Origin of the sequence: Achromobacter aegrifaciens (assembly GCF_902859965.1) — a bacterium.
Lineage (GTDB): Bacteria > Pseudomonadota > Gammaproteobacteria > Burkholderiales > Burkholderiaceae_B > Achromobacter > Achromobacter aegrifaciens.
In genome coordinates, this window is the sequence record NZ_CADIKO010000001.1 from 655,980 (window position 1) to 682,253 (window position 26,274).

The following is a 26,274-nucleotide window of genomic DNA, read 5'->3' on the forward strand; positions in this document are numbered from 1 at the left end:
ATCCCGAATAGAACAAAAGATTACGCCTTCGTAACTGAGGGACCTCCTTGCTTCTCCTGCTGCCTCTCTACTTTCTGCTCGCCATCGGCGTTTCCGCGTTGCTTGTCTTTCCGTCCTTGCGGGAGGCCACGGCAAGGGGAGCGCGCGCGCTTGCACAGGGAATACGCCAGGGCATGGCGCGCGGCGCGGGACACGCAGGAGGGGCGATGGGCGACTCCGCACAGGCGCTGCGCACGGGCTTTGGAAAGGCTGGCGGCGCGTTTTCGGCATACCGCTGGCACATCGCTGCGGGCCTGCTGGTTGTGTTGCTTCCGTCACTTTTCGCTTTCGTCATGCGACACAATCACACATTTGTTTACGAGGATCGGACCGCGGGTCCGGACCCTCGCATCCAGGCTTTGCTGACCGGCGAAAGACTGGTCCCGCCGCCTCCGCTGCCGCCCGAAGCGTTCACCACGCGCGAAGTGGAATTGGTGCGTCCCAACCTGGGCGGCGCCAGCCGCGACTGGAACCTGCTGGACGCCGATTACCGCCAGCGCCTGCTGGCCGCGTACCGCGTGATGCGTGAAGAGCACGGCTACGAGATGGTGCTGATCGAAGGCTATCGCAGCCCCGACCGCCAGGCGGAGCTTGCCAAGATGGGCTCGCACGTGACCAATGCCGGCGCCTACCAGAGCTATCACCAGTTCGGCCTGGCCGCGGACAGCGCCTTCCTGCGCGACGGCAAGGTGGTCGTGTCCGAAAAGGATCCCTGGGCCATGCGCGGCTACGAACTGTTCGGCGAAACCGCCGAGCGCGTCGGCCTGACCTGGGGCGGCCGCTGGAAGATGATGGACTTCGGCCACACCGAGCTGCGCCGCCCCGGCGTCATGCGGCGCAATGGCGGAGCCGCGCAATGATCAACTCCGAAAGCGTCATATCGCATCCATGAGCCGCATACTCAAAACCGGGCTGTTGCTGGCCCTCGTCTTCGGCGTGGTCTGGCTCGCCGTCATCATCTGGTGGCAGGAGTCGCGCACGCTGCCTACGGGCGTGGACATCGGCCTTTATCTGTTCGCGCTGCCGCTGGCGTTGATCGCCGCCGCCTGGAGCGGCGCGCGCATCGTGCGTGCGCGCCGCGAGGCCCGCGCCGCGCCGGCGCAGCCCGCGCAGGACGACGCCGCCCAGACCGCCGAACCCGCTCCCCAGGCCGCGAGTCTGCGCGTGCTGGCCAGCGCTGCCAGCGCCGCCGTAGGCAGCGAGGCCGTCGCGATCCATACCGCACTGGCCGCGCAGCAGCGTCCGGATCTGGACCCTTCCTTCAAGAACACGCAAGGCTTTCCTGTCTTCAGCGCGCGCGCGCCGCAGCTCGATACCGATGCGCTGCGCGCCGCGGCGCGCGAGGCCCGCGCCCCGGCCGCCGCGCTCGAAGAAGAACGCGTGCGCGCAACCGCCCTGCTGGCAGAGGTGGTGGAGGCGCTGGCGCTGGAAGCGCGCGCCATCGTGCTGAAGCAAGGCGAACCGCAACATGACGAAGCATGGCCGCTGCTGCAGCTGGAACTGCTGCTGCCCGCCGACTGGTCCGACGCCGTGCGCGACCATGCCGTGGACCAGGCACTCGCGGCGGCGGCGTGGCCTGCCAGCCGCATGGTCCAGCGCCTGCACGCCGCGCCAGACGCGCTCACCAGCGATGGACTGCTGCGCCAGCTGGCGCAGGAACCCCTGACCGCGCGCAGCGCCACGCTACGCCTGGTTGCTGTCGCCGACTCCCACATCGATGCGACGCGCGTCGAGCAATGGGACGCGGCCGGCCGGCTCATGTCGAACGCCAATCCCCAAGGCCAGGTGCCCGGCGAAGCCGCGGCGGGCCTGTTGCTGGACCTGGGCGCCCATGCGCCTGGCGGCGAGCCCGCACGCAGCGACTCCGCGCTGACCCTGACCCTGTCCGCACAAACACAGCGCGCGGTCGACGCCGACGCGCGCGGCGCGCTGCATGAGCCACGCGTGACCGAGTTGGCCACGCAATTCCTGGCCGAACAAGGCCAACCCGCTGATGGCGTGGCCGCGCTGATCAGCGATGCCGACCACCGCGGCAGCCGCCCGCTGGAGACCGCCGGCCTGGCTGCTGCGCTGTTTCCGGCGCTGGACCCCAACCAGGACTGCCTGGCAGTAGGTTCCGGCTGCGGCCATACCGGCGCGGCCGCGCATCTGCTGACCGTGGCCGTCGCGGGCGCCGCCTGCGCCCAGGCCGGCGCGCCCGTGCTCGCCCTCATGACCCAAGACCCGGCGCTGCGGACGCTGGCGCTGGTGTCGCCTTCCGAAACCCTTCCCGCCTGACCCACAAGAACATAGTTCAAACCATGCGCAGCCCCTCCGATCTCCTATCCGGCGCCTCCCGCGCCATCAGCGAAGGCCGACATTGGTCCTCGCGCGCGCTGGCCAATCCGCGCACCTTCATGGCGCTCGGGCTGCTGGCCCTGGTGGTCTTCCTGTTCCTGTTCGCCGACACGGTGGAGATCGGCCTGGTCTGGGCGGGCATCGCCCTGGGCGTATGCGTGCTGCTGTGGCTGTGCGCCTATCTGTGGCGCCGGCGGCGTACCCGCAAGGCCAACAAGAACCTGGGCGACATGCTGGAGCAGCAGGTGCAGACGGGCGCCGCCGCCAACCGCAACGACGTGGAAGCGCTGCGCACGCGGCTGACCCAGGCGGTGCGCACCATCAAGACCTCGAAGATCGGCCAGACCTCGGGCAACGAGGCCCTGTACGAGCTGCCCTGGTACATCGTCATCGGCAACCCCGCGGCCGGCAAGAGCAGCGCCGTGATCAATTCCGGCCTGCAGTTCCCCTTTGCGGACAAGAACGGCGCGGCGGTCCGCGGCGTGGGCGGCACGCGCAACTGCGACTGGTTCTTCACCACCGAAGGCATCCTGCTGGACACCGCCGGACGCTACTCGGTGCATGAAGAGGACCGCAACGAATGGATGGGCTTCCTGGACCTGCTCAAGCGGCACCGTCCCAAGGCGCCCATCAACGGCATCATCGTGGCCGCCAGCATCGACGAGCTGACGGGCGCGGGTCCGGAGTTCGCGATCAACCTGGCCAAGAACCTGCGCCAGCGCGTGCAGGAGCTGACCGACCGCCTGGAAGTGTTCGCGCCGGTCTACATCATCTTCACCAAGGCCGACCTGATCTCGGGCTTCAGCGAGTTCTTCTCCGACAGCGACCAGAGCGAGCGCGACCGTGTCTGGGGCGCGACCCTGCCCTACGGCGCCGAGGAAAACCGCGACGTGCTGGCGCTGTTCGACAGCCGCTTCGACGAACTGTATGAAGGCCTCAAGGAAATGGGCACGGCGCAGATCTCCCTGCGCAACAGTCGCGACCTGCCGCCAGGCCTGCTGACGTTCCCGCTGGAATTCGCCGGCATCAAGCCGGCGCTGCGCACGTTCCTGTCCACGCTGTTCGAGACCAATCCGTTCCAGTACAAGCCGGTGTTCCGCGGCTTCTACTTCACCAGCGCGCTGCAGGAAGGCATCACGCAAAGCACTTCCACCGAGCGCCTGGCCGAACGATTCGAACTGCGTCCCGCCGCGCGCGCGCAGTCGCGCAGCGTCACCTCCAACAATGGCTTCTTCCTGCGCGACCTGTTCTCCAGCGTGATCTTCGCGGACAAGAAACTGGTGCGCCAGCACGCCAGTCCCGCCAAGACGCGCATGCGCTACCTGGCCTTCTTCGGCCTGGTGCTGGCGCTGGGGCTGGTACTGGGCGGCTGGAGCTGGTCCTACCTGGGCAACCGGCAACTGGCGCAGAACGTGCAAGCCGACCTGGACAAGGTGGTGCGCCTGCAAAGCGAGCGCACCGACCTGCAAAGCAGGCTCGAAGCAATGGAAATCCTGCAGGACCGCATCGAACAGCTGGATCGCTATTCCTCCAGCCGTCCGTGGTCCCTGGGGCTGGGCCTGTACCAGGGCGATGTGCTGAAGGAGCGGTTGCTGGCCGAGTACTACAACGGCGCGCGCCAGTTCATGCTGACGCCGGTGAAGGCCAGCCTGGAAGACTTCCTGGCCAAGGTCGACACCTCCGCCGCAGCAGCCAGTGGCAACGCGCCGCAACCGGCGCCGCAGCAGGCCCGCGCCGCGCACGCGGTCAATGGCGACACGCTGTTCCAGGACGCCTCGCCCACCAACGCGGACGACGCCTACAACGCGCTCAAGACCTACCTGATGATGGCCAACCATCAGCACGTGGACCCCACGCACCTGTCCGACCAGATCACGCGCTTCTGGCGCGGCTGGCTGGAAACCAACCGCGGCGCCATGCCGCGCGACCAGTTGATCCGCAGCGCCGAGCGGCTGATTTCGTTCTATGTCGGCCGCGCGCAGGACGAAGGCTGGCCGCAGATCGACACCAATCTGGCGCTGGTCGAAAAGACCCGCGGCAGCCTGCGCGCCGTGATGCAGGGCATGCCGGCGCGCGAACGCGCCTATGCCACGCTCAAGGCGCGCGCCGCGACGCGCTTCCAGGCCATGACGGTGGCGCGCATCGTGGGCGAGAACGACGCGGGCGTGGTCGCCGGCAGCTACGCCATCCCCGGCACGTTCACGCGCGAAGCCTGGGAACAGTACATTCAGCCCGCCATCGGCGAGGCCGCCAAGAAGGAAGTGCAGACCAGCGACTGGGTGCTGGGCGTGAACGCGCGCGACGACCTGACGCTGGAAGGCAGCCCGGAGCAGATCCAGAAAAGCCTGGCGACGATGTACAAGACCGAGTACGCCGAGGAGTGGCAGAAATTCCTGCGCGGCGTGACGATCAAGCCCTTCACCAGCTTCGAGCAATCGGTGGGCGCGATGAACCGCCTGGGCGATCCGCAGACCTCGCCCATCGCCAAGCTCATCAATACCACCTATGAGCAAACCTCCTGGGACAACCCTTCGCTGATCAACGCCGGGCTGCAGCAGGCCCAGAGCGGCGTGGTCGGCTGGTTCAAGCGCGTCATCCTGCGCCAGACGCCGCCGTCCGCCGCGCCCGCCACCGCCGCCAACGGCGAGGCGATTCCGATGGGTCCGGTGGGACGCGAATTCTCCGACGTGGCGCGCCTGGTGGTCACGCGCGACAACCAGTCGCTGCTGGGCAACTACATGGGCGCGCTGTCCAAGATCCGCACCCGCTTCAACCTGCTGAACAACCAGGGCGATCCCGGCCCCGGCGCGCTGACGCTGATGCGCCAGACGCTGGAAGGCAAGGACTCGGAACTGGCCGACGCGCTGAAGCTGGTGGACGAGCAGATGCTGGCGGGCATGTCGGCGACGCAGCGCGAGACCCTGCGCCCGTTGCTGGTGCGCCCGCTGATCCAGGCCTACGCCGTAACCATGCAGCCAGCGGAATCCGAGTTGAACAAGGTCTGGAACGCGCAGGTCTACCGCCCGTTCAACCAGACCCTGGCGGAGAAGTACCCCTTTGCCAGCCGCGCCAGCGTCGAAGCCAGCAGCGATGAGATCGGCCAGGTGTTCGGCCCGCAGGGCAGCATCGCCAAGTACGTCAACGACACGCTGGGTCCGCTGACGGTGCGCCGCGGCGACATCCTCACGGCACGCACCTGGGGCGACATGGGCGTGAGCCTGCAGCCCACCTTCACGGCCAATTTCGCGCAGTGGGTGGCGCCGCTCTCGGGAGGCGCGGCCGGCAGCGGCGCGGCCAGCCAGCCGCAGACGCTGTTCCAGATCCAGCCCAAGCCCGCGGCCGGCGTGACCGAGTACACCATCGAGATCGACGGCCAGCAGCTGCGCTACCGCAATACCCCGCCCCAGTGGGTCAATTTCGTGTGGCCCAACGCCCAGGGCGCCCCCGGCGCGCGCATCACCGCCACCACCTTCGACGGCAGCGTGGTCGAGATCGTCAACGAACCCGGCCGCTTCGGCCTGGAACGCCTGATCTCCACGGCCCAGCGCACCGCCAACGCCGACGGCAGCTTCAACATGAGTTGGGGCAAATCCAACGTGACGGTGCCGGTGAAGCTGCGCATCATCAGCAACGCCCAGGCGCCCGGCGCCGGCGGCAGCGAGCCCGGCGGCAGCCAGGGCCTGCGCAACCTGCGCCTGCCCTCGTCCGTGATCGGCGCCTCTCCCGAATCCTCCGCCCAGACGCAACCCGGAGCGCCGCAATGAGCAGCCCGCAGTCCCCCTTGTTCCGCACGGCCTACTTCGGCAAGATTCCCAGCCGCGGTGATTTCGTGAAGAACACTTCACATCCGCAGCTGATGGCCACGCTGGATGCCTGGGTCGCCAGCACCATGGAGATGTTGGCGCAGGAACCGCACTGGAAGGCGCTTTACGACGAAGCCGAGCCCATGCCGTTCGCCATCCTGGGGTCGCGCGGCAAGCTGGCCATCGCGGGGCATCTGCAGCCCAGCCAGGACCTGTCGGGCCGCCGCTACCCTTTCCTTTCCGCCACCTCGGTGGAAGTGCAGAAGCCGTTGGCCTTCATTGCCCGCAGCCCCATTGCCTTCAGCCGCATGTGGAACCGCATGAGCGGCGCCGCCGCCCTGCTGATGCAGGACGGCGATCCCGCCTCGGCGCTGCAAACGCTCAACGAACTGGAAGGCGAAATCCGCACGGCGGCCGACGACGGCTTCGACGCCTTCGTCGACCTGCAGACCGTGGAGCGGCTGGAGGCGATGCTGCGCGGCAACGGCCACGCCGCGCGCGTGCACGACATCATCCTGGCGCTGGGCATCCTGCTGGAGCCGGTGATGTCCAGCGGCTCCTCGCAGCTGGACAAGGGACTGTCGCTGCCGCTGCCGGACGATCCGCTCTACATCAACCTGGTGGCCGCCTATTGGATGACGCTGATCTCGCCCTTCCTGTCGCGCGCGGACTTCGAGATCACCCTCTTCATCGGCCGCATCGCCGGCAAGCACCGGCTGGCCGTGGATTTCCGCGGCGCCTCGCCGCAGACGCTGGCCAGCCTGCTGTCCACGCCGCAGGCATATGCCGAACAGCACATCGTGCTGGAGGACGCGCCCTGGGTCCGCAACCACGTATCGGCCAGCCACGGTCTGGCCAAGCTGTCCAGCTATCTGGACCAGCCGCGCCTGTCCTTGCGCCTGGCGCTCGACACCTTTCTTGAAGTCTTTACCGGAGCCTGACCATGCGCCTTTCCTTCCTGCTCATGGCGGCGCTGTATGCCTGCACGGCCGCAGCCCAGGACGCGGCCACGGTGGTGCCCGCCAACGTCATCCCCCAGCCCGGCCAGGTCGTGGCCAGCGGCGCCGTGCCGGACGAAGCCGCCAAGGCCGATGTGCTGGCCCGGCTGCAGCAGGTGTATGGCGTGGGCAACGTGATCGACCAGATCGATGTGGGCGGCGTGGTCGCGCCGCCGAACTGGTCGGAGCACGTCGGCAAGCTCATCGGCCAGCCATTGAAACAGATCAACCGCGGCCAGCTGGAGATCGACGGCACCCAGATCCGCCTGCGCGGCGAGGTGCAGAATGAAGCCTCGCGCCAGCAGATCGCCAGCGCCTTCGCGACCTCGCTCAATCCCACCTACAAGATCGTCAACGGCCTGCGCGTATCCGCCAGCAAGGACGAACAGGGCTTGCTGGACCAGGTACTGACCAATCGTGTGGTGGAATTCGAGACCGGCAGCGCCACGCTCACCGCGCGCGGCCGCGAGCTGCTGGACAAGGTGGCGGACGTGGTGCCCAAGCTGCATAGCGACAAGGTGCAGATCATCGGCCACACCGACAGCTCCGGCAGCCGCAGCACCAACCTGGCGCTGAGCCAGGCGCGCGCCGATGCCGTCAAAACCTACCTGGTGGACAAGGGCCTGCCGCCCGCGCGCTTTGAGACGCTGGGCGCGGGGCCTGACCAGCCGGTCGCCACCAACGCCACGGCCGAAGGCCGCGCCAAGAACCGCCGCATCGAGTTCCGCGCCAGCCGCTAGGCGCCTGGCGCTTGGCCGGCCCGCGCGGGCCGGCTTGTGCAAACAGTGACTTTGCGTTCAGCCGTTGTGGTCCGGCGGCTTGGGCACGCCCAGCAGCTCTTCCAGGCCGGACAGCGCATCGCCGTTCTTGAGGACGGTGCGCAGCCACAGGTGCAGCGACATCTCGCCCCAGCTGGCGGCCTTGTCGGCCAGATAGGCCACGGGGCTGTGAGGCTCGGTGCGGCGGAAGAACTCCGCCACTTCGCGCAGCTGCGCCAGCGCCTGCTCGCGCGTTTGCAGCGGGCCGCGCGCGGCTGCGGGCGCGGCGGAAACAGGGTCGGCAGCGGACAAGGTCGGCTCCATCCGGGCAGCTGCGGGCGCAGCGGTGGGAGCGGCCGGCGCCGCGGTATCCGCGCGCACCAGCAGCCCGGCGTCGCGAGCGAAGCGGCGGGTCAGCTCGGTCACGTCGCGCAGCGCGTCGCGCACCGGCGAGAAGGCCGGGCCGTCGTCGCCCAGGCGTTGCGCCAGGGTCTGTTCCAGCGTATCCAGCGCCGCGAAGCAGCTTTGCAGATTGCCTTCCAGTTCGGAATAGAAAGCGGGCGGCGTGTCGCGCCGCGCCGCGTCGAACTGGTCCAGCGTGAGCTTGCCGCGCGTGATCTCGGCCGCGTTCTGCGGCGCGCGCTTGACCGCGTTGGCCAGTTGCGAGGCGCTGTCCCACAGCGCCGCGCCATAGCGCCCGCCCTCCGACTGGGTCAGCGGCAGCTCGCGGATCAGCTGTTGCGAACGTGCCAGCAGCCAGGCCAGGTTGCCCACGCGCTGCTGCACGTCGCCCTCGTCCGGCACGGGATGCAGGCCGTCCCAGTAGTGGCTGCACAGGCCGTCCACCAGCAGATAGCCGTCGCGCAGGCCGGCGAAGCCGCGCGTCTTGGCCCAGGCCTCGGCCAGCCAGGCGGCCACGCGCACGTCCTTGCTCTGTTCGCGCAGCACCGTGGTGCAAATGCGGATGACTTCCGGCCAGTCGGCCTCCTTGATGTCGATAACCCAGTCGCCCTGGTCCAGGTTCGGATCATCGTGGCGGCGGGCTTCGCGGATGGCGTCAAATTCGGCTGAGAACACCATGTCGACGCCGCAGGGCGCCTCGCCCGCAATGGGCTGCAGCAATGTGTCGATATCGCTCATATAAATCTGGTCGGATGGCAGGATCGCGGCCGCCGGGCCAGCGGCGGGCAGCGACAAGAGGACCGATCCTCCCATATCTGTAACGACTGCGCGTTTGAAGATGACACGTCCTATTACAAAACGCATCACGGACCCTGGATATCATGCGGGTTCCCCAGGACAAGGATGCGCGATGAACAAGTCATTCCACATGATGCCCGACGGCCGCTTCATCATTGGCAAGCCGCGCCGTTGCCCCGACGGCACCTACGTCGGCGACGGCGGACCCATCACCCGCGCGCCGGATGGCACTTACGTTGCCGGCAAGCCGCAGCGCGCGCCTGACGGCCGCTATCTGGGCGGCGACGGTCCGGTGCGCATGGCGCCCGACGGCAGCTTCGTCACCGGCACGCCGCGGCAGGCGCCGGACGGCACCTATCTGTAAGCACACATAACCAAACTGACAGGGCAACAGGCAGCCATGGCGCAGCTATCGGTGATACGCAAGGGCGACCGCACCTCGCATGGCGGAGTGGTCGTCACGGGCGACGAAACAGTAATGATCTTCGGCCAGCCCATGGCCCGGCTGGGCGACCGCGTCACCTGCCCCAAGTGCAGCGGCACGCATACCATCGTCGAAGGCGCGGCCGCCGTCAGTTCGGACCGACGCACCGCGCTGGAAGGCATGAAGACATCCTGCGGCGCCACGCTGATCGCAAGCCAGCAGTTCTACCGGCTGGAGCAGGGCTAGGCCCCGGACCGCGCAAGCAGGCGCCTCAATCCCAGGCGCAGCGCCAGCACGGTGAACGCAATAGGCAGCACCATGCGCCACTGCGCCACGAACAATTCCATCGTGGCCTCGCCAGGCGCCCAGGTGTTGCCGAACACCTGGGCCTCGGGCGGCGCCAGATAGAGCGCAACCAGCGCGGCGGCCAGCGTCGCCGCGGCCCGCCATGCGGCCGAACGGCGCACCCGCGCCGCGCGCTCGGCCAGCGCCAGCGCCAGCAGGCCGGCCAGCCCCGCCAAGGCGGCATCGACGTAGAAGTCGAACGGCCCGTACATGAACGGCGCATCCGGAATCATCCAGCCGTAGGCATCGGTCTTCAGCACTGAAGTCAGGCAAGCGCCGAACAGCGCCGCCGCAGCAGAGAGCAGCAGGAAATCACAGAACCGCAGGAAGAATTTCGGCATCATGGAACGGGAATGCGCCGCGTGCGGCGGCGGGGTGCGGGCGCAAGAATGCCACAGGAGGAATCCCGCTGCATCCGATACGCACCGTCCGGCGCGATTGCTCGCCAGGCAGCGACGCGCCGCGTTCTCTGAGAGAATGCCGCCTGTCTCTCAGGCTCCACCGCTCAGACCTCAAGCAGCACCCATGACGCTTCCGCAATCCAGGCTGTACCCGTTGCTGTTGTCCGGCGCGCTCGCGCTTGCCCTGGCGGCTTTGCCGGCATATGCCTCCGCCGGCTCGTCCTCCCGGAAAGCCGCCACCCGCAACACGCCCGCGACGCCGCCCCAAGGCATGCCGCAGTACGGCAAGGGTGAACATGGCCGCTACCTGATCCTGAGGCTGGACAACAGCCGCGGCGGCGGCATCGCTCCCAATACGCCATACCGCCTGTTCCTGACAGGCGCGGACAAGGCCATCGAGGGTACGCCCGACCACGACGGCATCGTGCACGGCGTCACCGACGCGCTGGGCCGCAGCGCCTGGATCTGGACCCGCGAGGCGCATTCCGCCGAAGACTTCACCTTGATCCGGCGCATAGGGAGCGGCGCCTGGGGCAGTGTTTTCCAGCTGCAGAGCGGCGGGGATAATGGTCCGCTGGGGGGGTGGCCTTACATCACCACCATGCATGTGCGCTGGGGTGAGCAATGGGTAGACCTTGGGTACAGCACCGCGCAGGGCAATACCGCCTACTTCAGCCACGCCCGGCCGGCGGCCTCCCTTTCGATCTCGGTCGAGGCCAATGCGGCAGAGAACCGCCGCTGCTTCGACGAGCTGGACGCCATCAACCGCAAGTTCAGCCAGGGCGATGCCGAGGGCGCGCTGCAACTGGTGGATGCCGCCGCCTGCGGCGCAGAGCCGCAGCAACAGCTGGACATGGCCAACCTGCTGCTGATGGCCGGCCGCGCCGACCTGGCGCGCCTATGGCTGGAACGCGCCCGCTCAGGATCCGAGCCCGTGGATCATGACGTGCTGCGCGCAAGATTCAAGCTGGAACGCCTGCTGGGCCTGCCCGCCCTGGCGCTGGAGGACGCGCTGGAATTGCAGCGGCGCCAGGCCGACGTCCCGCTGCGGGACGATCCCGACTGGGCCAACAGCATCGCCTACTATCTGGCGGATTTTCCCGACTACCTGGCGCAAGCCGAGGCGCAAGCGCACAAATCGATAGCCACGGCCGGCGCCCTTCCCTACAACCTGGGAACGCTGGGCTGGATCCTCGTCCTGAGGGGCGACGTCGACGGCGGGCTGGACCTGCTGAAGCAGTCCTACCGCGAGATTCCGCGCGACGAGGAAATCGTGGCCGATTACGGCCTGGCGCTGTGGCGCCACGGCCAAAAAGACCTGGCCACTGGGCTTTGGAAACAGGCCGAGGCCCAATGCGTGTGGGGCGGGCGCATGTACGACGCGCTGCGCGAGGCCGGTCATCCGCACCCCTACTTCCAGGCCGCGAATTCCCGAGCGGTGCAGGCCTATCAGCAGCGCTGCGCGGCGCCGCAGACCAAACGCAAGATCAGGACTGGCGCTGCCGTCAAAGCGTAAAATAACGAAGACAGACCAGCAGCGCCCCGCAGCAGCGGTACGCGCAGGAGACCACCATGAAATCCGCCCTGATCCGCTTGCTTACTCTCATGGCCACGGCCCTGGTCCTGGCCGGTTGCGCGCAGGGCAGTGGCGGCCCGCCCCATCCCGGCGCGGTCAATCCCTACAGCCAGGGCGGCTTCCACGACGCCGGCCCCAACTACCCCGACACCGGCCGCTGACCAGCGCCGGCCTCAGGCTTCCCGCAGCGCGCCCGACTTCAGCAGGGGCGCCAGGATGCCGGCGGTGTAGACCCGCGCCAGGTTCACCAGGAAGTCAGTGAAGTCCGCCTTCGCGGCATGATCGGCCTGATCCGAAATCACCCTCAGCACAGCGAAGGGCACGCCGAATTCGTAGCAGACCTGCGCCATCGCCCCGCCTTCCATTTCCAGGCAGAGCGCATCGGGCAGGCGCTGGCGTAGCTGGTGCGCATAGTCATTGCTGTTGACGAAGACGTCGCCGGTGGCGATGAGCCCATGGTGCACCCGCGGCGGCTGTCCGCCTGGTCCCACCGGCAAGCCGCCCTGGCGCACGAACTGTCCCGCGCTTTCCAGCAGCCGTTCGCTCAGGACCGGATCCGCATCGAAGCGTTCGCGCCCCAACAGGGGAATCTCATGCTGTCCAAACAGCGGACGCGCGTCCATGTCGTGCTGCATCAACGCACTGGCCACGACCACATCGCCCACCGCCACATCCTCATGCAAGCCGCCCGCCAGTCCGGTGAAGACCACCCGCGACGCCTTGAATTCCTGGATCACGATGGATGCCGTCGCAGCCGCGGCCACCTTGCCAATCCGGCTCAACGCAATCACGCAAGGCGTGCCCCACAAGGTGCCGACGTGGAAGTCGCGCATGGCAATGCGGTGAATGGCGGCGCCCGGATCCATCGCCGCCAGCAGGTCGGCGATCTCTTCGTGCAAGGCGCCCAATATGGCTAAACGTCCCATGTACATCTACTCGATTGATGCGCGGCCCGCGGCCGCCCTGCCCCGCAACATACTCCATGCCCGGCGCGGCCGCCAACGCGTGCGGGCCTCCCCGCGCTTGCCTGGAGGATTGCTACTTTTGATGTAGTGAAGTTTTCCTCCTGCGCCCGCGCCGCCGTGCGAACCCAGAAAATGCGCTGGATTGCGACCAATTAGCTAGTCAAAAAAGCGGTGTACGTCCATGCAGCAGGGAAACCATGCACCCGGCGTTGTCCGAACGCCGTGCTAGCTTACCGTCGCGCACGACGCGGACCATGCCAGCAAACAGATTCATTGCAAGACTCAATCTGTGGAGAACGATCATGGTGAAGAATCTGGCCGTATTCTTCGACGGGACCTGGAACGAACCCAATGACCGCACCAACGTCTACGAACTCTACAAGGCGGCGCCCGAGACCTCCACGCAGGAGACGTTCTATATCGAAGGCGTAGGCACGCAGGGCCAGGGCCTGTGGGCGGCCATCGACAAGTTCGCCGGCGGCGCCTTTGGGGCAGGACTGTCGGCCAATATCCGCACGGGCTACCGCTGGCTTTGCCAGCGCTACCAACCGCGCGACCGCATCTTCCTGTTCGGGTTCAGCCGTGGCGCCTACTCCGCCCGCAGCCTGGCCGGCATGGTGCGCAAATGCGGCCTGCTGAACGATCCCTCCGACAACAACGTGGAGCAAGCCTATGCGCTCTACCGCGACGACTGCATCCCCTCCTCGCTGGAAGCCGCGACCTTCCGCGTGAATTTCTCGCGCGAGACCGACGTGCATTTCGTCGGCGTCTGGGACACGGTCGGCAGCCTGGGCATACCGGTAGGCGGCATCCCTTTTCCGGGTTTCTCCAGGTTCTACAACTTCCACGACACCGAACTCAGCAACCACGTCCATCACGCCTATCACGCAATCGCCACCAACGAATTCCGCGAACCGTATGCGCCTACCCTGTGGACCCGGCTGGCTGACTCCGAGCCGCGTCCAGCCGACCATCCGGTCGAGCAGCGCTGGTTCATCGGCGCCCATTCGGACGTCGGCGGCGGCTACCGGGACGGCAGCCTGCAGACGCTGCCCGCCTCGTGGCTGCAGGAGAAGGCGCGCCAGGTCGGCCTGGAGGCCGGACTGGCGCAACGCGTCGCCACGGACTACGACCAATGCGAGCCGCACGACTCCTACCGCGAGTTCACGGAGAAGGTGCTGATCCATGTAAAAAAGCGCCCCAGGCTGTGGGATGGCGCGACCGTGCTCAATCTGACGGTGGACGACCAACTCCTGAAACGGTTCGGGCGCAGCCTGGATTTCCTGAAGGAGTATCCCGACTTCAAGAACGCGCTGGAAAAGCTGCCCGTCTCACGGCCATGATGGGCCCGCCGCGCATGTTGGAAGAAGCCCTGAAAGCGCTCGCAATAGAGTGATGCAATGCGCTGGCAAATGAGACTTTACGACTTAAAGCGATACAAACTTCGTTCCGTCGGACTGTGGCGGGAAAACCATGCATTGGGCGGCCCATTTCAAGTAACCTCCGGCCACCAGTCATTGTTCCGAGCCGATGTTTACGCATGTTCCGCAATGTCTTTGCTCTCAAATCCCTTGAAAGGTATTTCCTGACGCTGGCAGCCAGCGTAGCGCTGCCGGTCTCCATGCTGACCGTGATCGTGGTGCAGCAGAACTGGCGGTCGCTGGCCGCCACCGACGACGCCATGCGGGGCTTCATCGTAGTCCGCACGACCCTGATGACGATGGAAGCGGTATCCGCCGAACGCGGCCCAATGAACTCGGCGCTGGGCTCCGACCTGCCGGTCCCCGAAAACATCCTGCGTGCGCTGGCCGAAGCCCGCCAGCGCACCAATGCGCAAGTCGCCGACCTGCTTGCGCTCTACCGCGCACCTCTCAATCCCAACGGCGCCCGCGAATTCACCAACATCCAGCGCATCCGCGAGTCCCTGTTGAACGCCCGCGCCAGCGCCGACGCGGCCATCGCCGCGCCCCGCGCCAACACGTCCGGCCACAACCTGTGGACAGTGGTCGGCGACATGGTGGCGGTGGTTCCCGAACTGCGCGCCGCGATGTCCGACGGCATCGGCCTGGTCGCCCGGAACCAGGGCGAAGACTTCGACCTGCTGTCCCTGGCGCTGCTGGCCGGCGAACTGCGCGAACAGGCGGGACTGGTCGGCTCCACGTTCGCGCCGGCCCTCAGCAAGCGCCGCACGCTGACCGCCAGCGATCAGCTGAGGATAGAACGCGTGATCGGCCGCATCGACGAACTGCGCGCCCTGATCGACGCCAACATCGCCAGCATGCCGCGATACGCATCCTCCCTCGCCTACCGCGAGCTGCAGCAGCAGTACTTCGGCGATGGCATGAGCTACCTCGACAGCGTGCGCGCCATTGCCGAACGGGCGCCCGAGGAGTCATTGGTGTCGATGTACGAACTCGGCGCGAACTATGTGCCGCGCATGAAGTCCATCGTCCGGTTTCGCGACCTGATGCTCAACGAAGTGGAGCGGCGCATCGGAGAAAACCGCCAGGCCGCGATCCGCGTGCTGCTGACCACCCTGGCGGCCGCGGCGATGCTCACGGCCGCGTTGATAATCGGCCTGACCATGTTCCGCAAGCGCGTCATCCGGCCTTTCGTCCGCGCCACGAACATCATCGGCGCGATCGCGAAAGGCGGCGATGTGCCGCCCATTCCCGCCGACCAGTACCGGGGCGAAGTCAACGGCATGTTCAAGGCGCTGAACGTGCTCAACGACAACGCCACCGCCGTCCGTAAGCTGGAACTCGAACGCGACCGCCTGATTCAAGACCTCGCCATCATGGCCGAAACGGATTTCCTGACCGGCCTGCTGAACCGCCGCGCCTTCGAAAAGCGCCTGGAAGCTTCACTGGACGATATCCGCAACGATCCGCAGAGCGGTCTGGGCTTCATCCTGTTCGACATCGACCACTTCAAGTCCATCAATGACACGCACGGCCACGCTACAGGCGACGAAGCGCTCAAGACCGTGGCCGATCTGTGCCGCAAGACCTTCCGCGAATCCGACGTGGTCGCGCGCGTGGGCGGCGAAGAGTTCGCGGTGCTGTGCCGCAGCCGCAACCCCGACCGCGTCCGGGACATCGCGGAACGCATGCGGCTGAGCATCGCGCAAACGCGGCTCAGTGCCGGCGCAGGCGCCAGCTTCAGCATGACCGCCAGTTTCGGCGTGGCCCACGCCCGCGGCAGCGATACGGCAGCGCTGGAAAACCTGTCGCGTCGTGCCGACGAATTGCTATATAAGGCCAAGCTGACCGGCCGCAACTGCGTGCTGCTCGAACAGATGGCTTGACGCCACGAGCCACTCAAGCCGCCAGCGTTTCCCGCGCCGGCGCGCGGTATTGCTCCCACAGCCCGGCTTCCCGCGCGCGCGCCCGTTCGACGTTCTGCTCCTTGACATGGCCATAGCCGCGGATCGTGTCAGGCAGCTCGGCAAGTTCCAGCGCCGTGGCGTGATTAGCCGCGTCCAGCGTGCGGGAGAACTCCTCGGCCAGCGCCAGGTAGTCGGCCGCCAGTTGTCGCTCCATGCGGCGTTCGGCGGTCTTGCCGAACACGTCCAGCCAGGTGCCGCGCCACCGCTTCATGGGCGCCAGCGCGCGAAACGCCAGTCCCATCCACGAACCGTAGGCGCGCTTCTGCAGGCGTCCGCGCGCGTCGCGGCGCGCCAGCGCGGGTGGCGCCAAGTGATAGCGCAGCCGGTAGTCGCGGCCGGGTTCTCCTTCGAACTGCTCGCGCAGCCGGGCCTTGAAGGCCGGATCCACGTACAGGCGCGCCACCTCGTACTCGTCCTTGTAAGTCATGAGTTTGGCGAGGTTGCGCGCGACCGCCTGCGTGACCTCGAAACGCTGCGGATCCGCCAGCGCGGCTTCGCGCGCCCGCACCGCTGCCACCGCATCCAGGAAGCGCGCGGCGTAGGCCTCGTCCTGATAGGCGCGTACGTGTTGCGCCAGCCGCTGGATCTGGCCGTCCAGGGACTCCGGCAAGGCCATCACCTGCGCCCGCGGCGCCGGCTTGAGCGCGGCGGCGCCATGATGCGCGGCTTGCCGGCCCAGTTCAAAGGCGGCCAGGTTCTTTTCGACCGAGACGCCGTTCAGCTCGATGGCGCGCCGCAGGCTGTCCAGCGCCAGCGGCAGGCCGCCCTGCTGCCAGGCATAGCCCAGCAGCAGCGGATTGGCGTAGATGGTGTCGCCGAGCAGGGCCTCGGCCAGCGGGCCGGCCTCGATGAAATCGCAGTTGCCGCCCGTGCTGCGCGCCAGCGCGGCTTCGGCTTGCGCGCCGGGGAAGCGCCAGCTCGGCTGCGACAGGAAGGCTGCCGTCGGCGCGGCGCTGCTGTTCACCACGGCGCGGCCATGGTCCGGGCGCAGGCGCGACAGCACTTCGGGCGACGCCGACACCAGCGCGTCACAGCCGATGACCAGGTCGGCCTCGCCCAGCGCCACGCGCGTGGCATGCAGGTCCGCGGGGCGATTGGCCAGCTGCACGTGGCTGAGCACGGCGCCGCCTTTCTGCGCCAGCCCGGCCATGTCCAGCACGGTCACGCCCTTGCCTTCAAGATGCGCGGCCGCGCCCAGCAGCGCGCCTATGGTCACGACGCCGGTTCCGCCCACGCCCGCGATCACCACGCGGTAGGCCCCAAGCGGACGGATCCCTGCCAGGTCGGGCTGCGGCGGTTCGGCCAACGCGGGGAGATCCCTGCCCGTGCCCGGCTTGCGCAGCGTCGCGCCTTCCGCCGTGACGAAGCTGGGGCAAAAGCCCTCCACGCAGGAAAAGTCCTTGTTGCAGGACGACTGGTTGATGCGGCGTTTCGTGCCCAGCGGCGTATCCAGCGGCTCGACCGACAGGCAATTGGATTGCACCGAGCAGTCGCCGCAACCTTCGCAGACCGACTCGTTGATGAAGGCGCGGCGCGGCGGATCGGGATACTCGCCGCGCTTGCGGCGGCGGCGCTTCTCGGTGGCGCAGGTCTGGTCGTAGATCAGCACCGTCGTGCCAGCGATGTCGCGCAAGGCGCGCTGCACGTCGTCGAGCGCCTTGCGGTGGTGCACCTCCACGCCCTGCGGCAACGCGGTAGCGCCGGCGTACTTTTCCGGCTCGTCGGTCACCACCACGGTCTTGACCACGCCTTCGGCCTGCATCTGGGCGGCGATCTGCGGCACCGTGAGCACGCCATCCACCGGCTGCCCGCCCGTCATCGCGACGGCGTCGTTGTAGAGAATCTTGTAGGTGATGCTGGCGTGCGCGGCGACTGCCGCGCGTATGGCCAGCAACCCCGAATGGAAATAGGTGCCGTCGCCCAGGTTGGCGAAGATGTGACGCTCAGCGGTGAAATCCTTCTGCCCCAGCCAGGCGACGCCCTCGCCGCCCATCTGGCTGAAGGTGTCGGTCTTGCGGTCCATCCACATCGCCATGTAATGGCAGCCTATGCCGGCCACGGCGCGCGAGCCTTCGGGCACGCGGGTGGAGGTGTTGTGCGGACAGCCGGAACAGAACCAGGGTTTGCGCTCTTCCACCAGCGTGGGACGGGCAGCCTCGCGCTCCTTGGCGTCGACGACAGCCAGCCGCGCCGCGATGCGCGCTCTCAGCGCGTCCGACAGGTCGGCCTTTTCCAGCCGCGCGGCGATGGCGCGGGCGATCAGCGCGGGCGACAGCTCGTGACGCGCGGGCAGCAGCCAGCCGCCGCGCGGCGTGGACCATTCGCCGCCGCCGTTGTCGCGTTCGTCGAACTTGCCGTAGACGCGTGGCCGTACATCGTCGCGCCAGTTGTAGAGTTCTTCCTTCAGCGCGTATTCCAGGATCTGGCGCTTTTCCTCCACCACCAGGATCTCTTTCAGGCCGGTGGCGAACTCGCGCGCATCCTGCGCGTCCAGCGGCCAGATGCAGCCCACCTTCAGCACGCGTATGCCGGCCTCGCTACAGGCCGCCTCGTCCAGGCCCAGGTCGTTGAGCGCCTGGCGCACGTCCAGATACGCCTTGCCCGCGGTCATGATGCCGAAATGCGCTTGCGGGGAATCCAGCACCACGCGGTTCAGCTTGTTGGCGCGCACATAGGCCAGCGCCGCATACCACTTGTGGTCCAGCAGCCGCGCCTCCTGCGCCAGCGGCGTGTCGGGCCAGCGGATGTTCAGACCGCCTTCGGGCAAGACGTCTTCGGGCAGCACCACCTGCACCCGGTCCGGATCCACTTCCACCGAAGCGCTGGACTCGACCACGTCGGTCACGCATTTCATCGCCACCCACAGGCCGGTGTAGCGGCTCATGGCCCAGCCATGCAGGCCGTAGTCCAGGTACTCCTGCACGTTGGACGGATACAGCACTGGGATGCCGCTGGCGATCAGCACGTGCTCGGACTGGTGCGCCACCGACGAGGACTTGGCGGCATGGTCGTCGCCCGCCAGCATCAGCACGCCGCCATGCGCCGAACTGCCGGCGGAATTGGCGTGCTTGAGCACGTCCACCGACCGGTCCACGCCCGGCCCCTTGCCGTACCACATGCCGAATACGCCGTCGCGCGCCGCCCCCGGAAACAGGTTCAGCTGCTGCGAGCCCCATACCGCCGTGGCGGCCAGGTCTTCGTTCACGCCGGGCTGGAACACCACGTCGTTGGCCTGCAGGTGGCGCTTGGCCTTCCACAGGGCCTGGTCCAGCCCGCCCAGCGGCGAGCCGCGGTAGCCAGAGATGTAGCCGCCGGTGTTCAGGCCGGCCTGCAGGTCGCGCTGCTTTTGTAACAGCGGCAGCCGCACCAGGGCCTGGGTGCCACTCAGATAGATGCGCCCGTGGCTGCGGGTGTACTTGTCGTCCAGCGTCAGGCCATGGGTATCGGCCGCGCCTGCGGAAAGGGGGGTGTCCACGCTAGTCTCCTGCGTTCCGGTTCTTGGTGTTTTGCCGCAGTGTAGGAAGCAGACTGGTTATCGTATATTCATATATTCAGGTATCAGGTATTCGCTAAACAGATGGCTAACGATGTCACCCTGCGCCAACTGCGCTACTTCGCGGCTGCCGCCCGGACCGGCCGGTTTTCCATGGCCGCCGCCGACGAGCATGTCTCCCAATCCGCGGTCACCAACGCCGTCCTGGCGCTGGAGGCGCAACTGGGCGTGCGGCTGTTCGACCGCCATCCGCATGGCGTCACCCTGACGCCCGAAGGGCATAACTTCCACCAGCGGGCGCGTGAAGTGCTCGACTCGCTGGACGACGCCCTGCGTGAACCCGGCTTCCAGCGCTATGCGCTGCGCGGCGCAGTGAGGATCGCCGCGTCCTACACGGTGCTGGGCTACTTCCTGCCCGACCTGCTGGCGCGCTTCCGGCGGCGCTATCCCGACGTGGAGCTGGACCTTGTCGACCTCGACCGGCCCGAGATCGAAGCCGCCGTAACCCGCGGCGAGGTCGAGCTGGGCGTGGCGCTGCTGTCCAACGTGGAACGGCGCGAGCGCTTCGGCCACCAGGTGCTGGTGCGCTCGCGGCGGCAGCTATGGACCGCGTCCGGCCATCCGCTGGCGCAGGCATCGGCGCCGTCGCTGGCCGACATTGCCGGCTATCCCTACATCCTGTTGGAAATGGACGAAGGCGAACGCTCCGCGCTGGCCTACTGGCGCGCCCACGGCCTGCAGCCCGACATCGCCTTCCGCACGCGCTCGATGGAGGCGCTTCGCGGGCTGGTTGCGCATGGCTTCGGCGTCACGATGCTGTCGGACATGGTCTACCGTCCGTGGTCGCTGGAGGGCCGCAAGATCGAGGCCGTACCCATTACCGATGCCGTCCCGCCCATGGAGGCCGGGCTGCTGTGGCATCCGCAAGCGCGGCTGGCCAAGCCCGCCGAAGCCTTCCGCCAGTTCATGATCTACGCCTGCGGCGTCTAGCGCCGCAGCACGCCTGGTCGCTATACCAGGATCGCGCCCTTGCGGCGCGTGAACTGGGCCAGGGAACGCAGGGCCAATGCATGCATGGCAGCCACCGACGGCAGCAGCGTTTCTTCCTTGCGGGTCAGCACGCCGACGATGCGCTCGACCGTGGGTTCGGCCAGCGGCACGAAGGCCAGTCCGGTCGCGGCGGCCGGCCGCGCCAGCACCGGCAGCACCGTCACGCCCAGCCCGCTGACCACGCTGGCCAGGAGCGACGCGCGGTTCGACACCACCATGAACGGGTCCTCGATGGCGCTGCCCAGTTGCCGGTTCTTCAGCGTGTCGAAGGTGGCATTGCCTATCAGGCGCTCGCCCGCCAACGCCGACCAGGGCACGGGGCCGCGCCGCCGCGCCAGCGGATGGCTCTTGCGGCACACCAGGCCGAACGCGTCGCGCGCCACCGGCGCGAACGCCACCTCCGCGGTGCGCGGCACCTGCCCCGCCACCCCTACCTGCACCTCACCGCTCAGCACCAGCCGGTGCACATCCTGCGACGACTCGTCGACGGCGCGGATGCGGATCGCGGGGTGGCTGCGCGCATAGCGCTCCAGCAAACGCGGCAGCCACTCGTCGGCCAGCGACGGCATCACCGCCAGCGATACCGGTCCCTGGCTGCCCAGGCCGAACTGACGCGCCGCGTCCAGCACCCGGTCGTGGGTGGACAGCAGTTCGCGGAATAACGGAGCCACGGCGATACCCAGGGGCGTGAGCTGCGCGCGCTTGCCGGGTTCGAACAGCGGCGCGCCCAGCTGCTGCTCAAGATCCTGCATGGCCGCCGACACGGCCGCCTGCGAACGGAATGTGCCTTCGGCCGCCAGACGGAAACTGCCGTGGTCGGCCGCCAACAGAAACTGGCGCAGATGCTGGATCTTCAAGGGCACGGACATGGCTTCAGGGCTGCAGAAAATTCGGATTTTCCGAAATTAACTTGAGTTAATTTGGATTGTCAAAACTCCGCCTTGCCTTCAACAATGGCCGCGTCTTTCATTCCTACAGGTACTGGAGCAGCGGTTATGTCTTTGCAAGTGCGCAAGGTAGTCAGCTATGTGGAAAAAACCCTGATCGAAGGCGGTCGCGCCGCCGAGCGCCCGCTGGTGATGGTCATCGCCGCGGCCGTGATCCGCAATCCCTGGGCCGGCCAGCCGTTCCAGGAAGACCTGCGGCCCAAGATCCTGGAAGCCGCGCCGCCGCTGGGCGAGCTGCTGGTCGCGGAAATCCTGCGTCAGGCCGGCTCGGCCGACCAGGTTGAAGCCTATGGCAAGGCCGCGGTCGTAGGCACGGCCGGCGAAGTCGAACACGCCTCGGCGCTGATCCACACCCTGCGCTTCGGCAACGCCTATCGCGGCGCGGTTGGCGGCACCAGCTACCTGAGCTTTACCAATATGCGCGGCGGCCCCGGCTGCGTGATCACCGTGCCGCTGATGCACAAGCTCGACGAAGGCCTGCGCTCGCACTATCTGACCGTGCAGACAACCATCAACGACGCGCCCGCCCCCGACGAAATCGTGATCGCCCTGGGCGCGGCGACCTCGGGCCGTCCGCATCATCGGATCGGCAACCGCTATTCCGACCTGCAGGAACTGGAACGCGAGGCGCAGGCCAAATGAGCGCGCATTTTCGCCGTTCGGGCCGCGGCGTACCGCTAGTGCTGCTGCATGGCGTCGGCCTGGACCACACCTTGTGGGACGATCTGGCGCCGCTGCTGGAGCCGCATTTCGAGGTGCTGCGCTACGACATGCTGGGCCATGGCCGCGCCCCCGCCGTCGCCGATGGAGTGACGGTGCAGGACTACATCGCGCAGCTGGACGCGGAACTGGATCGCGCCGGCTGGCAAAGCGCCAATCTGCTGGGCTATTCCATGGGCGGCCTGATCGCGGGCGCCTATGCCGCCGCACGCCCGCAACGCGTCACGCGCCTGGCCTTGCTGAGCACGGTGTTCCGCCGCAGCGCGGACGAAACGCGCGCCGTGCTGGCGCGGCTGGAAGCAGCTGCCACGCAGGATCCCGCAGCCGCGGCCCAGGTCTCGCTGCAGCGCTGGTTCACGCCCGCGTTCCAGGCCCGGCGTCCCGAGCGCGTGGCCAGCATCGGCCAGCGCCTGCTGGACAACGACCGCGCCAGCTTCCTGGCCGCTTACCGCGTGTTCGCGCAGGGCGACCCGATCCTGGCGCAGGCCGCGCCAGACATCGCCTGTCCCGCGCTGGCGCTGACCGGCGAACTGGACGTCGGCTCGACCCCGCGCATGACACGGGAACTGGCCGAAGCGCTGCCCCATGCGCAGGCGCGTGTGGTGCCAGGCCAGCGACACATGCTGCCGGTGGAGGAACCGGCCATCGTAGCGGCGGCGCTGCATGGATTTTTTCTGCCGGCTGCCGGCGCGCCAAGCGCGGCCTAGCCCGCGTAGAGTGGATACGGAGACAAACAATATGAATCGCAGAACCATCCTGAAGAACATGGCGGCCCTGGCGCTCACGCCGCTGGGCGCAGCGCTCGGCGGCGCCGCCAGCGCGCGCGAAGCCCCTTTGCGCGTCATCGTGCCCTTCCCGCCCGGCGGCGGCACCGACGTGCTGGGCCGAGTGATCGCCGCCACGCTGGAAGGCGCGCTGGACCGCCCGGTGGTGGTTGAGAACAAACCCGGCGCCAGCGGCATGCTGGGCGCCGACTACACCGCCAACGGCGCCAAGGATGGCAGCGTGCTGCTGTTTGCCGGCCTGGTGCCATCGGTGCGCTACTACGCCAAGCCGCCCGAGGACGTGCTCAAGCAACTGGCGCCGGTCTGCCCGATTGCGCGTTCGCCCTACATGGTGGCGGTCAATGCGGACCTGCCTGCCAAGACCCTGGGCGAACTCGTCGCCCAGGCCAAGCGCGAGCCCAAGGGGCTGACCTTCGGCTCCCCCGGCAACGCCACGCCGCAACATCTGGCCACCGAATTGCTGCAGGCCGCCTGCGGCATCGACATGCTGCACGTGCCCTACCGCGGCACGGGTCCGATGATGACGGACCTGCTGGGCGGACAGATCCAGGTGGTGGTCGCCACCGTCGCAGCGGTGGAACCGTATCTGCAAGGCGGACGCCTGCGCGTGCTGGCCGTGACCAGCCCGGAACGCCTGCCCAAGTACCCCGACATTCCCACGGTGGCGGAAGCCGGTTACCCCGGCTTCTCGGCGCAGATCCAGTTCGGCACCTATTGCGCGGCCGGCACTCCGGAAGCCGCCATCGCGGCGCTGAACCAGGGCATCAACCGCGCGCTGCAGACCGAGACGGTGCGCGCCAAGCTGGGCGAACAGGGCTTCCAGCCCACCGGCGGCACGCCCGCGCAGCTGCAACAGGCGTTGCTGGCGGAAATCCGCGACGTGGCGGGGCTGGTGCAGGCCGGCAAGGTCAAGGTCGACCTGTAGCGTCCCCCATACGTCCCGATGCTGGATAACCAGCATTTACAGGCGTGTCGTCCTCTGTGCATGCTGGCCGTTGATCCGGCGCAGATCGGGCGCAACATGGAGACGACATGCCTAGTCAGGAATCCCTGCACTCCGCCCATATCCGCGAGATCGAACAAGTCGGCCAGGGCCGCCCCACCCAGCGCGACGCGCACGTGGTCAGCAGCTGGCTGCGCTGCCTGGACCAGTACCGGCTGGATCCCGCCCAGGCCTGCGAGGCCTATATCGTGCCGGATGGCCGGCTGCGCGAACACCGCCAGCAGTCCGAAGCGCTGATTTCCATTGCAAGGTCCGGCCTGGACCATCTGTTCCGCCAGGTCGCCGGCCAGAACTACGTGCTGCTGCTGGCCGATCGCCAGGGCGTCACCGTGGAATTCCTGGGCGACGCGCAGCAGACCGCCAGCCTGCGCAAGGCCGGACTGTATCTGGGGTCGGAATGGTCGGAGCGCCGCGCCGGCACCTGCGCCGTCGGCGCCTGCCTGGAAAGCGGCGAAGCCCTTACCATCCACCAGACCGACCACTTCGACAACACCCACACGCCCCTGTCCTGCACTGCCGCCCCCATCTACAACGCCGACGGCGAACTCGCGGCCGTGCTGGACATCTCGCTGCTGAGCTCGCCCATCCTGAAAGCCAGCCAGAACCTGGCGCTGCACCTGGTCACCAGCACCACGCGGCGCATCGAGATGGCCAACCTGATGGCGCGCACCAGCAACGAATGGGTGCTGCGCTTCGCGCGCTCGCCCGAATTCCTGGACGTGGACCCGGAGGCCGCGATCTCGCTGGACGGCTCCGGCCGCATCCTGGGCATGACGCATACCGGCGCCAAACTGCTGGCGCGCGCCGCCGGCCTGGACTGGCGCAATCCCGCCGGCCTGATCGGCCAGCCCGTCACCCGTTTCTTCGACGTGCAGCTCGATGACCTGCCGCGCTACACCCGCGCCCATGCGCCGCAGCAACGCCTGATCGCGGCCCGCGACGGCAACGCGCTGTTCGCGCACGCCATCGAACCCAACCGGCACGCGCGCGGAACCTCGGTCGCCGTGCGCGGCGCGCCGTCCGCGCTGCGCGGTCTGGATGGCGGCGATGCTCGCATGGCGGCCATGCTGACGCGCGCAGCCAAACTGGCCCGGCAGGGGCTGCCCCTCCTGCTGCAAGGCGAAACCGGAGTCGGCAAGGAATACCTGGCCCGCGCCATCCACGACAGCAGCCAGCGCGCCGGGCGCTTCGTCGCCGTGAATTGCGCGGCGATTCCCGAATCGCTGATCGAAAGCGAGCTGTTCGGCTACCTGCCCGGCGCCTACACCGGCGCGGCGGCCAAGGGCCGCAAGGGCCTGATCGAGGAATCCGACGGCGGCACCCTGTTCCTGGACGAGATCGGCGACATGCCGCTGGCGCTGCAAAGCCGCCTCTTGCGCGTGCTGGCCGAATCCGAGGTCACGCCCATCGGCGCCAACGCCCCGCGCGCCGTGCGCCTGTGCCTGGTGTCGGCCTCGCACCGCGACCTGGCCGCCCTGGTGCGCGAGGGGCGCTTCCGCGAAGACCTCTATTACCGCATCAATGCGGCCACGCTGACCGTGCCGCCGCTGCGCGAACGTGCGGACCTGGAATGGCTCATCGCCCGCCTGCTGGCGCGCCACCAGGACGAGTCCGGCGCCCCCGTGCTGGCGCCCGCCGCGCTGATGGCGTTGAAGGCGCATGCCTGGCCCGGCAATATCCGTGAACTCGCCAACGCCATCGCGGTCGCCGCCGCGCTGTGCGAGAACGGCGTGATCGAACCCGCCGACCTGCCCGACGCACTGGCGCCCGAGGCAGCCGTCGCCAGCCCGGCAGAAGCCGCCTTGCGCGCCATGCTGGCCAGTTGCGGCGGCAACGTCTCCGAAGCGGCGCGGCGCCTGGGCGTGGACCGCTCCACCGTGCATCGCCAGATGCGGCGCCACGGCGTCTCCTCGCGCTCCTGAGGCCCACGGCCGGGCGCCACCCCAGGCGCCACACCCTTGCGCCACAGGTGTGGCGCGGCGCCACGGCATCCAGTCCAGCTCTCCTGCGCGCCAGGGCTGGCATGCCGATTGCTTGATCGT

21 protein-coding genes are annotated in these 26,274 nt (G+C 67.9%); 16 read left to right on the top strand and 5 right to left on the bottom strand.

Annotated elements, in window-relative coordinates:
* Positions 1–47: 47 nt before the first annotated feature.
* From HV793_RS03090 to HV793_RS03110, 5 genes are all read left to right on the top strand, one after another.
* Positions 48–899 carry a M15 family metallopeptidase gene (locus HV793_RS03090; protein ID WP_054452053.1) on the top strand — a complete coding sequence of 284 codons (852 nt, stop codon included), beginning with the start codon at positions 48–50 and terminating at the stop codon, positions 897–899.
* A 28-nt stretch (positions 900–927) separates the two neighbouring features.
* A complete protein-coding gene (locus HV793_RS03095) occupies positions 928–2,316 on the top strand; it encodes a hypothetical protein (protein ID WP_175212638.1) in 1,389 nt (462 codons plus the stop codon).
* A gap of 119 nt (positions 2,317–2,435) precedes the next feature.
* On the top strand, positions 2,436–6,140 hold the full coding sequence (gene tssM, locus HV793_RS03100) for a type VI secretion system membrane subunit TssM (protein WP_175213145.1): 3,705 nt from the start codon (positions 2,436–2,438) through the stop codon (positions 6,138–6,140).
* Positions 6,137–7,120, top strand: a complete 984-nt coding sequence (gene tagF, locus HV793_RS03105; protein WP_054452055.1) for a type VI secretion system-associated protein TagF — start codon at positions 6,137–6,139, stop codon at positions 7,118–7,120. The genes tssM and tagF overlap by 4 nt, the downstream gene beginning before the upstream one ends.
* Positions 7,121–7,122: 2 nt before the next feature.
* Positions 7,123–7,917 (top strand): OmpA family protein, encoded by a 795-nt coding sequence (locus tag HV793_RS03110; protein ID WP_175159931.1) that lies wholly within the window; start codon positions 7,123–7,125, stop codon positions 7,915–7,917.
* A gap of 57 nt (positions 7,918–7,974) precedes the next feature.
* Here HV793_RS03110 and tssA read toward each other — a convergent pair whose 3' ends face one another.
* Entirely contained in the window at positions 7,975–9,075 is a 1,101-nt protein-coding gene (gene tssA, locus HV793_RS03115; RefSeq protein ID WP_175212639.1) for a type VI secretion system protein TssA, read from the bottom strand.
* 172 nt (positions 9,076–9,247) lie between these two features.
* On the opposite strand from tssA, the gene HV793_RS03120 reads away from it, so the two are divergent.
* Complete coding sequence (locus HV793_RS03120) at positions 9,248–9,499, top strand: hypothetical protein (RefSeq protein WP_054452057.1); 252 nt, start codon at positions 9,248–9,250, stop codon at positions 9,497–9,499.
* A 36-nt stretch (positions 9,500–9,535) separates the two neighbouring features.
* Positions 9,536–9,805 (top strand): PAAR domain-containing protein, encoded by a 270-nt coding sequence (locus tag HV793_RS03125; protein ID WP_042795237.1) that lies wholly within the window; start codon positions 9,536–9,538, stop codon positions 9,803–9,805.
* Here the strand turns inward: HV793_RS03125 and HV793_RS03130 are convergent.
* Positions 9,802–10,248, bottom strand: coding sequence for a hypothetical protein (locus HV793_RS03130; protein WP_244958581.1), 447 nt, complete (start codon positions 10,246–10,248; stop codon positions 9,802–9,804). The genes HV793_RS03125 and HV793_RS03130 overlap by 4 nt on opposite strands.
* Positions 10,249–10,429: 181 nt before the next feature.
* Here HV793_RS03130 and HV793_RS03135 point away from each other — a divergent pair, with 181 nt between their 5' ends.
* Both HV793_RS03135 and HV793_RS03140 read left to right on the top strand, forming a co-directional pair.
* On the top strand, positions 10,430–11,821 hold the full coding sequence (locus HV793_RS03135; protein WP_244958582.1) for a tetratricopeptide repeat protein: 1,392 nt from the start codon (positions 10,430–10,432) through the stop codon (positions 11,819–11,821).
* Between the two features lie 56 nt (positions 11,822–11,877).
* Positions 11,878–12,042, top strand: coding sequence for a hypothetical protein (locus HV793_RS03140; protein ID WP_175212640.1), 165 nt, complete (start codon positions 11,878–11,880; stop codon positions 12,040–12,042).
* A 12-nt stretch (positions 12,043–12,054) separates the two neighbouring features.
* Here HV793_RS03140 and HV793_RS03145 read toward each other — a convergent pair whose 3' ends face one another.
* Entirely contained in the window at positions 12,055–12,807 is a 753-nt protein-coding gene (locus HV793_RS03145) for a 5'-methylthioadenosine/adenosylhomocysteine nucleosidase (RefSeq protein ID WP_054452337.1), read from the bottom strand.
* A gap of 341 nt (positions 12,808–13,148) precedes the next feature.
* Here HV793_RS03145 and HV793_RS03150 point away from each other — a divergent pair, with 341 nt between their 5' ends.
* Positions 13,149–14,189 carry a T6SS phospholipase effector Tle1-like catalytic domain-containing protein gene (locus HV793_RS03150; RefSeq protein ID WP_175212641.1) on the top strand — a complete coding sequence of 347 codons (1,041 nt, stop codon included), beginning with the start codon at positions 13,149–13,151 and terminating at the stop codon, positions 14,187–14,189.
* Between the two features lie 197 nt (positions 14,190–14,386).
* On the top strand, positions 14,387–16,153 hold the full coding sequence (locus tag HV793_RS03155; protein WP_175212642.1) for a GGDEF domain-containing protein: 1,767 nt from the start codon (positions 14,387–14,389) through the stop codon (positions 16,151–16,153).
* A 13-nt stretch (positions 16,154–16,166) separates the two neighbouring features.
* On the opposite strand, the gene HV793_RS03160 is transcribed toward HV793_RS03155, so the two are convergent.
* Positions 16,167–19,709, bottom strand: coding sequence for an indolepyruvate ferredoxin oxidoreductase family protein (locus tag HV793_RS03160; protein ID WP_175212643.1), 3,543 nt, complete (start codon positions 19,707–19,709; stop codon positions 16,167–16,169).
* Positions 19,710–19,811: 102 nt separating this feature from the next.
* Between HV793_RS03160 and HV793_RS03165 the strand changes: the two genes are divergently transcribed.
* Positions 19,812–20,717 carry a LysR substrate-binding domain-containing protein gene (locus tag HV793_RS03165; protein ID WP_054452074.1) on the top strand — a complete coding sequence of 302 codons (906 nt, stop codon included), beginning with the start codon at positions 19,812–19,814 and terminating at the stop codon, positions 20,715–20,717.
* 20 nt (positions 20,718–20,737) lie between these two features.
* Here HV793_RS03165 and HV793_RS03170 read toward each other — a convergent pair whose 3' ends face one another.
* A complete protein-coding gene (locus HV793_RS03170) occupies positions 20,738–21,646 on the bottom strand; it encodes a LysR family transcriptional regulator (protein WP_175212644.1) in 909 nt (302 codons plus the stop codon).
* A gap of 126 nt (positions 21,647–21,772) precedes the next feature.
* Between HV793_RS03170 and HV793_RS03175 the strand changes: the two genes are divergently transcribed.
* The 4 genes from HV793_RS03175 to HV793_RS03190 all read left to right on the top strand — a co-directional run bounded on the left by HV793_RS03175 (position 21,773) and on the right by HV793_RS03190 (position 26,154).
* Complete coding sequence (locus HV793_RS03175) at positions 21,773–22,366, top strand: amino acid synthesis family protein (protein ID WP_054452076.1); 594 nt, start codon at positions 21,773–21,775, stop codon at positions 22,364–22,366.
* Entirely contained in the window at positions 22,363–23,151 is a 789-nt protein-coding gene (locus HV793_RS03180; RefSeq protein ID WP_175212645.1) for an alpha/beta fold hydrolase, read from the top strand. Before HV793_RS03175 ends, HV793_RS03180 begins: the two co-directional genes overlap by 4 nt.
* Positions 23,152–23,182: 31 nt before the next feature.
* The gene (locus HV793_RS03185; RefSeq protein WP_175212646.1) at positions 23,183–24,154 is read left to right on the top strand and encodes a Bug family tripartite tricarboxylate transporter substrate binding protein; all 972 of its coding nucleotides are present in this window, start codon (positions 23,183–23,185) and stop codon (positions 24,152–24,154) included.
* Between the two features lie 107 nt (positions 24,155–24,261).
* A complete protein-coding gene (locus tag HV793_RS03190) occupies positions 24,262–26,154 on the top strand; it encodes a sigma-54-dependent Fis family transcriptional regulator (RefSeq protein ID WP_175212647.1) in 1,893 nt (630 codons plus the stop codon).
* Positions 26,155–26,274: the final 120 nt, after the last annotated feature.